Origin of the sequence: Methanosphaera sp. ISO3-F5 (genome assembly GCF_034480035.2) — an archaeon.
Classification (GTDB): Archaea; Methanobacteriota; Methanobacteria; order Methanobacteriales; family Methanobacteriaceae; genus Methanosphaera.
Window position 1 is genome coordinate 1 of sequence record NZ_CP118754.2, and the last position, 13,831, is coordinate 13,831.

At 30.7% G+C, this 13,831-nt stretch carries 14 protein-coding genes; 8 read left to right on the plus strand and 6 right to left on the minus strand.

Going from position 1 to position 13,831, the window contains the following annotated elements; translation table 11 throughout:
* Complete coding sequence (locus PXD04_RS22695) at positions 1 to 1,953, plus strand: minichromosome maintenance protein MCM (protein WP_323737518.1); 1,953 nt, start codon at positions 1 to 3, stop codon at positions 1,951 to 1,953.
* Positions 1,950 to 2,288 (plus strand): hypothetical protein, encoded by a 339-nt coding sequence (locus PXD04_RS22700; RefSeq protein ID WP_323737519.1) that lies wholly within the window; start codon positions 1,950 to 1,952, stop codon positions 2,286 to 2,288. Before PXD04_RS22695 ends, PXD04_RS22700 begins: the two co-directional genes overlap by 4 nt.
* 324 nt (positions 2,289 to 2,612) lie before the next feature.
* Here the strand turns inward: PXD04_RS22700 and PXD04_RS22705 are convergent, their stop codons facing one another.
* From PXD04_RS22705 to PXD04_RS22720, 4 genes are all read right to left on the minus strand, one after another.
* Positions 2,613 to 2,876: a nucleotidyltransferase family protein gene (locus PXD04_RS22705; RefSeq protein ID WP_323737632.1), complete on the minus strand. Its 264-nt coding sequence runs from the start codon at positions 2,874 to 2,876 to the stop codon at positions 2,613 to 2,615.
* 162 nt (positions 2,877 to 3,038) lie between these two features.
* Entirely contained in the window at positions 3,039 to 3,185 is a 147-nt protein-coding gene (locus PXD04_RS22710; RefSeq protein ID WP_323737520.1) for a hypothetical protein, read from the minus strand.
* An 84-nt stretch (positions 3,186 to 3,269) separates the two neighbouring features.
* The gene (locus PXD04_RS22715) at positions 3,270 to 3,407 is read right to left on the minus strand and encodes a HEPN domain-containing protein (protein ID WP_323737521.1); all 138 of its coding nucleotides are present in this window, start codon (positions 3,405 to 3,407) and stop codon (positions 3,270 to 3,272) included.
* On the minus strand, positions 3,400 to 3,705 hold the full coding sequence (locus PXD04_RS22720; RefSeq protein ID WP_323737522.1) for a nucleotidyltransferase domain-containing protein: 306 nt from the start codon (positions 3,703 to 3,705) through the stop codon (positions 3,400 to 3,402). The genes PXD04_RS22715 and PXD04_RS22720 overlap by 8 nt, the downstream gene beginning before the upstream one ends.
* Positions 3,706 to 4,368: 663 nt before the next feature.
* Here PXD04_RS22720 and PXD04_RS22725 point away from each other — a divergent pair.
* The 3 genes from PXD04_RS22725 to PXD04_RS22735 all read left to right on the plus strand — a co-directional run bounded on the left by PXD04_RS22725 (position 4,369) and on the right by PXD04_RS22735 (position 7,610).
* Positions 4,369 to 4,836 (plus strand): hypothetical protein, encoded by a 468-nt coding sequence (locus PXD04_RS22725; protein WP_323737523.1) that lies wholly within the window; start codon positions 4,369 to 4,371, stop codon positions 4,834 to 4,836.
* A 560-nt stretch (positions 4,837 to 5,396) separates the two neighbouring features.
* Positions 5,397 to 6,839: an ATP-binding protein gene (locus PXD04_RS22730; RefSeq protein WP_323737524.1), complete on the plus strand. Its 1,443-nt coding sequence runs from the start codon at positions 5,397 to 5,399 to the stop codon at positions 6,837 to 6,839.
* Positions 6,840 to 7,226: 387 nt separating this feature from the next.
* Positions 7,227 to 7,610 carry a hypothetical protein gene (locus PXD04_RS22735; protein ID WP_323737525.1) on the plus strand — a complete coding sequence of 128 codons (384 nt, stop codon included), beginning with the start codon at positions 7,227 to 7,229 and terminating at the stop codon, positions 7,608 to 7,610.
* Between the two features lie 516 nt (positions 7,611 to 8,126).
* Here the strand turns inward: PXD04_RS22735 and PXD04_RS22740 are convergent.
* Together PXD04_RS22740 and PXD04_RS22745 are read right to left on the minus strand one after the other, a co-directional pair.
* On the minus strand, positions 8,127 to 8,390 hold the full coding sequence (locus tag PXD04_RS22740; protein WP_323737633.1) for an ATP-binding protein: 264 nt from the start codon (positions 8,388 to 8,390) through the stop codon (positions 8,127 to 8,129).
* A 194-nt stretch (positions 8,391 to 8,584) separates the two neighbouring features.
* A complete protein-coding gene (locus PXD04_RS22745; protein ID WP_323737526.1) occupies positions 8,585 to 8,953 on the minus strand; it encodes a hypothetical protein in 369 nt (122 codons plus the stop codon).
* A gap of 249 nt (positions 8,954 to 9,202) precedes the next feature.
* Here PXD04_RS22745 and PXD04_RS22750 point away from each other — a divergent pair, with 249 nt between their 5' ends.
* The 3 genes from PXD04_RS22750 (at position 9,203) to PXD04_RS22760 (ending at position 13,786) form a co-directional block, all read left to right on the plus strand.
* Entirely contained in the window at positions 9,203 to 12,766 is a 3,564-nt protein-coding gene (locus tag PXD04_RS22750; protein WP_323737527.1) for a hypothetical protein, read from the plus strand.
* Positions 12,767 to 13,212: 446 nt separating this feature from the next.
* Complete coding sequence (locus tag PXD04_RS22755) at positions 13,213 to 13,458, plus strand: hypothetical protein (RefSeq protein WP_323737528.1); 246 nt, start codon at positions 13,213 to 13,215, stop codon at positions 13,456 to 13,458.
* Positions 13,451 to 13,786, plus strand: coding sequence for a DUF2283 domain-containing protein (locus PXD04_RS22760; RefSeq protein WP_323737529.1), 336 nt, complete (start codon positions 13,451 to 13,453; stop codon positions 13,784 to 13,786). The genes PXD04_RS22755 and PXD04_RS22760 overlap by 8 nt, the downstream gene beginning before the upstream one ends.
* The last annotated feature ends 45 nt before the right edge of the window (positions 13,787 to 13,831 follow it).

A 13,831-nucleotide genomic window follows, 5' to 3' on the forward strand; every position in this document is an offset into this window, starting at 1 on the left:
ATGATAGACATAGACTATGAAAGAATAGATAAAATACTAAACAAATATTATAAAAAAGAATTAGTCTCAAAAGATGAAACAATAAACCTAGACTACACCCTAATAGACACCTACTATCCAGAACTAACAGAAAACCTCGAAGACAACTATAAAATGATAATAAAAACATTACAACGATACCTAAAAAAGATCAGAATACAACACACAGACACAACAATAAAATTCATCAACGTAAAACACAAAATCAAACTAGAACACATCCACCAACGATACAATAACAAATGGATAAGCTTCGAAGGCATAGTAAAAAAAAGAAGCATAGTATACAACCAGATAACACGAGCACACTGGACATGCACATACTGCGGAGTAGACAACATATACCCAGTAGAAGACGATGAAAAACTAAAAATGCCCAAAGAAAACTGTAAAAACTGTGGAAGAAGAAAAGGATACACATTAAACAAACAAGACAGCCAATACGAGGACAAACAACTATTCATACTAGAAGAAGACCAGAACAACACAGACACAATATTCCAGCCAACACAAGTAAGATGCTACCTCAAAGATGAAATGATAAACAGCATAAAACCAGGAGACAAAATAACAGTAAACGGCATAGTAAAACTAGAAAACAACAATGACAACAATCACTTCAACGAATACGTAACAATAACAGCAATAGAAAAAAGCGATAAAAACTATGAAGACCTAAACATAACAGAACAAGAAAAAAAGCAGATAAAAAAACTAGCAAAACAATCAGACATATACACCAGGATAACAAGCAGCATAATACCAAGCATGTACGGATACAAACAACTCAAACTAGCACTAGCACTACACCTCTTCAGCAGCCCCAACCACCAAACACACGATGGCAGCTACAAAAGAGGAGACATACACATACTACTAATAGGAGACCCCAGCGTCGGAAAAAGTCAGATACTAAAATATGTTAGCAAAATATCACCACACGGAATATACACTAGCGGAAAAGGAAGTAGTGGAGCAGGACTAACAGCAACCACAGTAAAAGACGAACAAGGAAACTGGAGCCTAGAAGCAGGAGCAATGGTACTGGCAAACCAGGGAAACATCTGCATCGACGAATTCGATAAAATGAAAGAAGACGACCGCAGCGCAATACACGAAGCACTAGAACAACAAACAATAAGCATATCCAAGGCAGGAATAAACACAACACTAAACAGCAGGTGCAGCGTACTCGCCGCAGCCAACCCCAAGTATGGAAGATTTGACACCTACAAAAACCTCACAGAACAACTAAACCTAAGCCCACCCATCCTCTCAAGATTCGACCTAATATTCATACTAATCGACAACATAAACCATGAAACAGACGAACAAATAGCCATGAAAATACTAAACACACAAGAAAACCCAGATATAACAGAACAAATACCAGCAGACCTCCTAAAAAAGTATATTAGCCTGGCAAGAACAATAAACCCAGAACTAGACGAAGAAGTGAAGAAACATATAGCAGAATTCTTCTGTAAAACAAGACAACTAGCACAAGAAAACAATCATCCCATACCAATAACCACAAGACAACTAGAAGCAATAATAAGATTAAGCAAGGCATCAGCACGTATAAGGCTCTCAGACAAAGTAACAGTCAAAGATGCACAAAGAGCAATGAAACTACAAGAATACTGTATGAAACACATAGGATTCGACTCAGAAACCAGCACACTAGAAGCAGATAAAATAATGGGAAACACCACCATGAACGATCGTCGAGAACTAAACACGATACAGGAACAAATACGACAATTATCCCTGGACTGGGGAGAAATACCCGAACACATACTGTATAACCATCTTAAACTAAACGGTCATTCAATAGAAAAAATCAGGAAAACACTAGAAAACCAGAACATATACCATAACACAACCAACAACACATACACGGTGAAAACATGAACTACAAGAAAATAGAAGAAACAGTAGAAATAGTTGACGTAACCACTGAAAAGGATTACCCCTACACCGGGTGGGAAGTAACACCAGAAGAGAAGTTCATAGAGGAAGTTAAGAAGGCAGGATACACGATTGATGACTTATACTATATGGACCTGGACAGTGAAGGAGGCATACTTGTAGACTATGATCTAAATCCCCATGAAATTATATGGTGGGATAAAAAGGAGAAGGTTATGAAACTTAAAATGAAATATCCTACCATAAGAAAATTTCTCTTAGCACTACGTGACCTGGGAATAAATTATGATAAAAGTTACTGGGAGAAAAAAATTTGAACAATAAACTAATCCGGGTGGGGTAAATAATATAATTATACATTGGTCAAGGATTCTCATGAAAGTACCTGTTTTTTCATGTATTCCTTTCTTATAATCTTTTTCCACACAACTTTTTTTATAACATCCATGATTTGTGCCACGTGTTACTATCCGTGCCACATTTATCTTAATAATAACGTGCTACAAAAAACTACTGTGCTACATTAACAAACAATAAACTACTGTGCAACCAAACTACTCTGTGCCACAAAAAAATTCAATAAAAAAAAATTATTCACATAAGATTAGAGACATAACATATTAAACATTCCATATCTTCCTTTATTTTTCATATAATAATACACTGCCTTCTCGTATTTTTTCTAAAAATTCCTTATTGTTTATTCCAGTTGAAACCAAATCTACTGAACAATCAAATGCTTCTTCTAATTTGTTTATTAACGATGAATACTGTAGTAAACTTTTTACTTCGCCCTTATCAAAGAAAAAATCAATATCACTGTCTTCATTAGCTTCACCTCTAGCATACGATCCAAAAAGACTTAAACTATTCACACAATACTCCTTTGCTATTGATACTGAGATCCTTTAATTTCATCAATTGTATATACCATAATAACACCTTCACTACTTAATCATTCAATGTTTAAAATTAAAGAAATAATACACCCTATTCTTTTATAATGCAAAATATCTTATAAACATTAATTCTAAATATCGTATATTACTATAGTATAGCATGCTTAGTTATACTAATTTTTTTGCTTCATCTATGTATATACGTGCTTCGTTGATTTTGTCTAAAGCTATTTTACTTGTTATATTATCTATTGGCTCGTAATCAGATTGGTTTCTTAAAGGTTGTGTTTTTGTTAAATATTTGTAATATTTCATCTTTAAATAATCCTGTTTTCACATATTTTCGACCAAATTCTTTTATTATTCCATGATGTTTATTGGTGGTTATTCCTATTTTAATTAGTAATGCCTTTGAAGATAAAGCATAGCATAATAAGATAAGGATAATGAATTCGCATAATCTCCAGAATCATATAATATTTTACTTGAAGTTAAATTTCTTTCTGCTTTGTTAAAAAATTCTTCTAGTTCATCCAATAGTTACACCTTCTTTTAAAACATTTGTGAGAAAAGAAAAATTTTTTGTTTTTTCGAAATGTTCTACTGTCATTATCTGAGTTGAAATGTATTCATCATCATCAAATATTACTTTAACAACTTCATCCGCAATTTTATCTTCAAGATTATCATAATAATCCGTTATTATCAGAATATCGATATCAGAATCTTCTTTATCTTCTCCACGAGCAACAGATCCATATAGAATTATTTCTTTAATATATTCTGATTTTATAGCTTTAGCAAATTTTTCAGCTATTTTTTTTCTATTATGCATATTATCACACCAAATATATTTTTTGAATTAATTGTTCTCATTTCAGAATATTCATTTTTTTTCATATCTCAAAGATCTCTCATTATCTTATCTATGAAGTTTAGAATACCTATAGATTAACATGTATTACATTTATTTACTTAGGGTTGTTTTAATCTCCTATGATATCCTTTCCTCCTTTTATTGAGGGAAGTTATATCGTGATAGCATATGTTATATTTTTTTCTTAGTTTTTAGTTATTTTTTCTATTGTTGTCTGTTATATTACTTCTTGTCATGTTGTTGTATATGCTGGTTGATTGGATTTTTAAATCTTTTGTTTAAATCTATTTTTACTTTAATATTATGAGTCTTTGTTTCTATTATTAGGTCTATGTTGCATAACTTTTATCATTTTTGATTTTGTAATTGGTTATAATATTACTTTTTACTTTACTTAAATATTGATGTAATCATGGGAATTATATTTCTCGATACAATACGGAATATCTTATAATGGTAACTTTTCTAAATAACCTTTTTTAACGTTTATTTCACAGTTTTAAGCAGGTAAGTAAGCACTTGCACTCGAAAACCTTTATATAAAAACCAATACAAACTAATAAGTAGAGATGGGAAAGAAAAACACCCATCAGAAACATTATATTCTAGTGGTGAAGGATAATGAACCTAAAAAACATATTAATGATCGGATTAATCTTACTAGCTGCAGGCTCACTCATAACAGCAGTCAACGCAGCCAGTAATGTGAACATAAACGGTGAAAACCTAAACGTACTAGACGGATTTAATGCATATGAAAGTGATGTAGACACAACACACATGGACGAAGACGGCCTGGACGTAGAAGACATAGACGGAACAAGAGTAGACAACAAAGTAACACGCGAATACATAAACAGCAACGGTGACAAACTCGAACTAACAGTAGGAGTACTAAACAATGGCAAAGCATTACAAGCACTAAATGCTTACGGATACTCTAAAAAAGTAATTAATGGTAAAGATGGTTACTTCAAAACTGAGATGGATGATGGCAGACAGCAATATAAATTCCAGTACATTAAAGATAGTAAATTAGTTAAAATTGAAGCACCAAGTGAAGATAGTATTGGTAAAGTAATGACATAGGGGATATTTTCTCCCTTTTCCTTTCTATTTAATTAAAGTATGTGGTGTTATGATGTTGATAAGTGTGTTATCAGATTATTATAATTTATTTTAGATTTTATTCATATTTTTATTCTTATTTTTTTTGATAATTTTGTTTAAGAGGTTATTTTTAAGTATCTAAACTGGTTTATTACAGTTTTTTCACTGTATTTTTTAGTTTTTATCTGTTTGTTGTGCATTCAGTATTCCATAATTATTTTTTAGTCTGTTTTTTATTTTATGATAAAAAAATATATACAGCCTAAACTATGTTAGTCTGTTTTGAGAGTTCCAATTTACTTATACTCCGGTGGAGTTATTTTGGGTTTAAGTTGGATAAATGAGTACACGGTAAATGTTTTATCTTGTTTCCAGTATCCCCCGGATTAAGCAGTAATATCAGTATCATTATTGGTTAATATTTTGTAAAAGATAAAACTTGTATAAATTATATTTTGTAAAAGATAAAATTAGTAAGAATTATATTTTGTAAAAGATAAAAAATATATTATGAAATATACAACGGTGGTGCTAATTACATGGATGAACTAGAAATAAGAAATAGTATAATTAATAACATTAATAATTCCTACCCATTAATCAATAACAATTTAAAACATGATTACAAGTATTTAAAAGAAAGAACAATATATTTTGAATTAAAAGAATATATTGACAAATTCATAGATTCTTGTAACCCAAACAGATCATTTATTATTCCAGGAATTCGAGGAGTAGGAAAAACAACACTACTATACCAATTATATAAATACTTATATGAAATAAAAAATATCCAAGAAAACAGAATATTATTTCTTGATCTAAACAGACTAAAACACAGACCAGATTTTAATCTGCTTGACTATTTAGACGTATTTATCAAAGATATTAATGAAGAGCACTATTTAACATCAACACAACTTTTTGTTTTAATTGATGAAACACAATATGCTAAAAACTGGGATATAGCTGCTAAAACAATGTATGATGAAAATTCAAACGTGTTCATAGTATTCACAGGATCCAATGCATTAAATCTTGAATCAACAGCGGACACACTACGACGATCAATAAAAAAACAAATGTATCCCTTAACTTTTTCTGAGTATACCGAGTTAAATTATAATATAAACATGCCCTATAAGTTTACAGACATAATCTATGATGTGTTGCAAACAGGGGATGTAGAAGAATTAGAAAAAATAGAAAAACAATTACATTTAAATGAATATAAAGTCTTAAAACATAATATTAAAAAAGAATTCGAATACTATCTTGAATATGGTGATTTGCCAGTAACAATACTTAAAAACAAGATTGATAGCATACAGACAACACTCGAAGTATCTGATAAAATAGTAGAAACCGATATGGATCTAATATCATCAATAAAAAGTGAAACAAGATTAAAAGCTTACGAACTAATATCATTACTAGCAACAGAAAAACCCGGTGAAATAGCACTCAATAAAATAGCTAACAACATCCAAACTTCTACAAAAACAATAGAAAACCTACTTGAAATTCTAAGAAAAACAGAATTAATCTTTCCAATTGAAATATATGGTTCACCATCCAAAAAAAGCAGAACACCCACCAAATACTACTTCTTATCAACACAAAGTAAAGCAGCATTCTTTTTAAGTGAAGGTGATTTATCTAGGGACACAAGACAAAGTCTCGGAATATTGGCAGAAAACATGGTTGCATCAACATTACACAGAATTAAAGAAACAAAAAAGAACAAAACCGGAGTATATTATGATGCCAGAAGAGGAGGAGTTGATTTTATAATAACAACTAAGAATGGAAATGTCGTGCCCATCGAAGTAGGCATAGGTAAAAAAAATAAGAAACAAATTATCCAAGCAATAAACTATTATAAATCAGAGTATGGCATAGTCATATCAAACAGAACAGATTTCATAACAAAAGAAGACAACATAATATTCATACCATTATCCACTTTCAGTCTAGCTTAAAACTATTCCAAAAGCCAGTAAGGTATAATCACACACTAGAACATTTTTCATGCCCAAACTCATAGAACATATCATCTTATATGAATAAAATTAACAAAAAGAACAACTGACATACCCCATTGATACAGACACTCATCAAACACGTTTCACCAAAAACTCTATTATAATCATTATTTCACCATTTAACGATGTAAGTAAGCACTTGCACTCGAAAACCTTTATATAAGAACCAAAACAAACTAATAAGTAGAGATGGGAAAGAAAAACACCCATCAGAAACATTATATTCTAGTGGTGAAGGATAATGAACCTAAAAAACATATTAATGATCGGATTAATCTTACTAGCTGCAGGCTCACTCATAACAGCAGTTAACGAGCCAGTAATGTGAACATAAACGGTGAAAACCTAAAAGTACTAGACGGATTTAATGCATATGAAAGTGATGTAGACACAACACACATGGACGAAGACGGCCTAGACATAGAAGACATAGACGGAACAAGAGTAGACAACAAAGTAACAAGAGAATATATGAACAGTAACGGTGACAAACTCGAACTAACAGTGGGAGTACTAAACAATGGCAAACCAGTACAAGCATTAAATGCTTACGGATACTCTAAAAAAGTAATTAATGGTAAAGATGATTACTTCAAAACAGAAATGGATGACGGCAGACAACAATACAAATTCCAATACATAAAAGATGGAAAACTAGTAAAAATAGAAGCACCATCTGAAGACAGTATTGGTAAAGTAATGACATAAAAAAAGTGGATCTGTTATTTTCCCATCCACATTTTCCTCCTATTTTTTCCATTTTTGACTTGGTAATGTTAATAAGTATATGATTTACTGATTATTCTTATATTATTTTATTTCTTGAATTAAATATAATTTGTTCGAAACATGTCAAACTTTCATTTATTTTTGTGGTTGTGTTGTTTTGTTGTTGTTTTGTTGTGTGTGTTTTTGTTTTGGTTAAACATGTCAAAGTATGTCAAAGTATCGTTCATTTTTTTGATCCCAGATTAACTTTAACATAAAAACATAATCCTCAATGAAATTTTTTTTTGAAAACAAATTATTTTTAACACTCAATAATTAAATCATGCTAATTGATAAAGGTAATGAATTCATATTTCTTTTATTAATTCAAAATAAACTTTCAAATTTATCTTATTTTTAATCATTATTTTATTTTTAACTAACGTATTCAAATCTCGAGCTGCGGTAGAATGAGAAACCTCAAATTTTTTCTCATAATCATCATAAGTAATTTTTTCATTTTTCACTTAAATCAATTAATAACTGTTTTTGTCGATTATTAAGTTTAATATTGTCTAAGATACTAGTTTTATGTTGGTTATTTCTATGTTTATTATTTGGATTACTATTTGTTGAATTGTATAATGTTACTTTGAAGAAGTTATTATTTTCTTCAAAAATAGGGGACGGTAAAGCATATTCTAACATTGAAGTTTTCATCCTAGAAATTCCTCTTCCTACATGTTCCATATATTCTGTTTTACTCAATATGTCCGCAATATTATAATGATTAGAACCATCTTTTTTATTTTCTAATAAGGGGCCACTATCTGAGAATTACCCTGTTTTTAAAATTTAGTAAAAAAAAACGGCCTCGCGCCGACAATTTATAACATGGACCTACTCCTATATTTAATAGAAAACTATCCAAATGGTGTTTATAACTAGATTAGCCTACAGTACTATCAACAATTTCACCATTTACAATCTCCAACTTTCCATAACAAATACGTGGATTTTCTAATATCGAACACCTTTTTAGATAAATTAAAATAACAGTCCACCTTTTTATAGATCTTGTTTCTTTGAATCTTACATTTGTGTACGGAGTCATCTTTTCTTTCTAATGTGATATGGATATCTTCTTCTTTCTTACTGAAATATAGTTTTTGTTTATTCTTTAGAAATGGATGTAGTTCTGATGGTATTCTTATCTTATAATGCTCATAAACTTTGCCTGTTTGTTTATTGATGTATCTTGTCTTTGTTATTTTTATCTTGTAGGTTAAGATAATGTTATGTTCGTATGTTATCTCTTTGTTAGCAATTTCTATACTTTGCATTTTACCCGTATACTCCCAATGTGTTGTTGTATAATGGTATGTTATAAGAAAGAAAGAGGGGGAAATGTATGATTAATGCATTATGTTATTTATGATGATTTATGTTTTTTTATTATGATTTTTTTTATTATTTTCATTTTTAATCTTTGATATGTTTATATTTAATCCATAATTTTAGATAAAGTTAAATACCCTCCTCCCACATATAGAGTATCATAATAGATTATAATTAATGGAAGATGGTCTGATATGATAAAAATAGAAAAAACATTACTGTTTATCATAGTATTAGTACTCTTTGTGGGGGCTGTCAGTGCAACAGAAACCCCTCAGGAAGACCAATCTTATACAAATGATGATACAGTCGTAAGTGATATAAGCACGGTATCACAGGATAATAAAGAAACAATAAAATTTGAAGAAAAGAATTTAATGGATGATAATCCAATAAAAATAGGTGAAAGTAAAACACGATCTATAGAAAAGAAAACAAAAGACACTAACCTCAAACAAGATGGCATAATAGAAGTACACAACTACACAGAACTAGAGAATGCCGTAAATAATGCAAGTAGTACAGGAGTTGATACAACCATTCGCCTACTGCAAGGTTCATACAACAACACAGAAACAATCACATGGAATACGGGTGGTATGGTCCTTACAATTGATGGTAATGGACAAACAATAAACGGACACCAACAACAAGTATTCTATATTAATGGCGCTTCAATGATTCTTAAGAACATCACCATAACAAACGCCACATCTTCTTATGGTGGAGCAATCGATAACAATGATGGTACATTGACTGTTAGTAATTCCACATTCAACAACAACCAAGCAGGCCTTGGTGGAACAATCTCTAACTATGTGGGTACATTGACTGTTAGTAATTCCACATTCAACAACAACCAAGCAACTAAGGATGGTGGAGCAATCCATAACTATTATGCTACATTGACTGTTAGTAATTCCACATTCAACAACAACCAAGCAACTAAGAATGGTGGAGCAATCTATAATGATTATGGACTTTTAACTATAACAAACTCCCAATTCCTAAACAATCAAGCATTCGGTGGTATAGGTGGAGCAATATATAATCGTGGTGATTCACCGAATAAATTAACTAACATAATATCTTCTAATTTCATAAACAACACAGCATCAAATGGAGCTGCAATAAATGCTTTGAGATGGATAAATCTTACAAACAACACATTCAAGCAAAATACTGCTACAAATAACACGGAAACAATAGACTTAAATAGTTGGTTGAATGGAATACACGAGGACAATATTTATGAATCCACAGACATAGCCCTCAATGAAATAAAATTAACTATCAAAGATGACCAAGACACATTCCAACAAGATGAAAACATAATCCTAAACTACACTATACAACTAACAAATCCTATGCACTACAAGGACTTTGAAACAGGAATAAACGACATAACACTATACATAAACAGTCAAAAAAATATTACAACAAAATATGAAAACACAACACTAAACAATTTACAACCAGGAAAATATGAAATATACTATACCACATGTAACCAACAATCAAACACAGTAACATTCAAGGTAATCGGTGATTCACAAATAACCACACCAGAGGATTCATATGAATACTATGAGGGTATAAACAATAAAATACCACTTCTTATAACAGATGCTAGTGGACAAAAAGGCAACATTACTATAACAGTAAAAGATCAAGATGAATACAAGTTACTGTCTGCTTACTATAATATAGGAAATAACTATCAACTACCAACAGAATCACTAGCCAGCACACTAAAAAACCTTTACAACCCACTAAGTGACTCATACACCATAAATGTAACATATAGCAGCGACTGTGCAAATCCAAGCTCAACAGAATTCACACTAAACATCACTAAGCAAAGAAACACCACAATAGCATATGACATAATAAACAACACAGAAAAAAACGTACAAATAAACATAACAGTACAAGATTCAATATACAAGACACCAATAGCTGATGCAACTATATTTTATCAAGATGAATACAAGTTACTGTCTGCTTACTATAATATAGGAAATAACTATCAACTACCAACAGAATCACTAGCCAGCACACTAAAAAACCTTTACAACCCACTAAGTGACTCATACACCATAAATGTAACATATAGCAGCGACTGTGCAAATCCAAGCTCAACAGAATTCACACTAAACATCACTAAGCAAAGAAACACCACAATAGCATATGACATAATAAACAACACAGAAAAAAACGTACAAATAAACATAACAGTACAAGATTCAATATACAAGACACCAATAGCTGATGCAACTATACAAATAACTGGTGACATCAACACAGACACCACAAGTGGAATACTAACCGACAACACGCTCACACCAGGAGACTACACAATAAACGTCAAATACCCAGAAACAGAAGACTACAAAGAATCACAAACCACAATAGACTTCACAGTAGAAATAGATAAAGACAAAAAAATAGCCGAACTCGAAGAACAAGTAGAAAACATCACAGAAAAACTAGATGAAGCACAGGATAATATAGAAAACCTTACAAATCAACTAGAACGGGCAAACAATGAAATAGAAACATTAAACAACACCAACAATAATTTAACAAGACAACTAGAAGAAGCAAACCAGAAAATAGACTCACTAAACAATCAAATCAGCAATCTCACACAAAAAATCAAAGAAAAAGATAACCAGATAGAAAATCTAACAGAACAAATCACAGACTTAACAAAACAATTACAGGATGCACAAAAAGAAATACAAACACTCACACAAGAAAATAACAACCTAAACAATCAACTAGAACAGGCAAAAGAAGAAATAGAAACATTAAACAACACAATCAAAGAACTAACACGACCACCACTAAACACTACCATCACTATAACTCCAATAAAATCAAGTGTAGGTAGTATAGTAAACTTATCTGCCAATGTTAAAGATCAGAATGGAGAAAAGGTCAGTGGTGGAAAAGTCATATTTAAAGTAAACGGAATTACACTTAAGGATGAATACAATAATGTTCTATATGCCACACTAACAGATGGATGTGCATCCCTAAAGTATAAGGTTCAGGCTGCATGGATGAAAAACACATCCTATGTAGAAGCAGTTTATGGAGGAAATGAAAACTACACCTCAAGTCGTACAAAATCAACTAACATACTAAATATCACCGAGGGCACTGCTAAAGTATCATTAGATAAATCATCATTCACAGTAAAATCCGGTGAAAAAATAACATTACGGGCAAAAATAGTTGATGCGAACGGTGATAATATAAATCGTGGAAAAGTAGTATTCAAATTAAACGGAAAAACATTAACTGACAAAAATGGAAAAACACTACAAGCCAAAGTGGTAAATGGAGAAGCAGTACTTGAATACACAATACCATCAACATACAGTGCAAAAACATACAACTTAACAGCAGTATATGGTGGTGAAGGATACACAAGAAGCCAAACAAGTGGTAAATTAACCATAACCAAGAAAGGTGTCATAATAAACACAGACAGTATCACCACGAAAAACAATAAAACAACACTCAAAGCTACTATACGAGATGAAACAGGAGAACTACTTGTAAGAAACACTAACTTAGCAATAAAAGTCAATGGAAAAACAATACTAAAAGGAGTAAACAGTACCAATGGTAAAATAGACCTGTCATTTACCACTACATTAAGGCCGGGTATGTATGAATTGCAAATAATATCTGGTGAAAATGGAATATACAAGACTGGTAAAATGACTACCGTTCTTAAAATATAATCCATTTTCTTTTCATATTCTTTTTATATTGATAAATTATTATTCTTTTCTTCTTTCCTTTTCCCCTGGACCCCTATACCATACTTTTTAATTATTTTCTATAGGTTTACTGTTACATGTTTAATGTTTACCTGTTTATTGTTTCCAGCTTACCAGGGTGTGCGAAATATATTTTATTTTGTCTTTGTTGGTTTTTTCTTGGTTTGATTGTTTTTGTGTTTTCATGTTATTTGTTCTATTGTTGTTCTAAAAATAGAGATAATAATACTTTATGCTACAATAAGTGTATTAAAAAATATAAATGATATAATAATTATATTAAAATATAGTCTAAGATTAATGGGTGGGATAATACATTAGTGAGAATAAATTAATAGAAACATTAAAATTTCTAGAAACAGTTACAAATGATAAATTAATCCTTTCATTACATTTCTCCACATGTAATGAAGAAAAAACATATAAACAACTTCTACAAGGATATTGACCTTTATAAAACATTATTAACGGAACACTATCCAGTAGAAATTTCTCTACAACCATATGATAAAGTAAGGATTAAATATGAACATCCATACTGTGACAATTATGATTATTGTATCGTGTTTAAAAGGATTAACAATAAGATTAAACTTATTACAACATTTAATGCACCTACTATAACGTACTGGGAGGAAATAAATTATGGATAGATATGATTATGATGTAGATGTTGATGCATTTGTACTTAGAAAATCTGACTTTGATTATGCATATTCTATTGATGTAACAAGTGAAATAATACTTGATGTAGATTCAAATAAAAATCTTATAGGTATTGAATTTTTAGATGTATCTAAGATATTAAATGTTGAACCAGAATTACTAGTACATCCTAAGAAAATATTTGCTGAAGTAGTATCTACAGATGAAGGAATCATTCTTGCTATGACTTTTGAATTCGATAATATTACACGCAAATTTGACACTCCAATCAGCAATCTCATATCTAGTACTAATGCTTTAATTGTTAATGCTTAATTACTATTTTATTATATTATTTTTTTTTACTCTATTAATTACTTT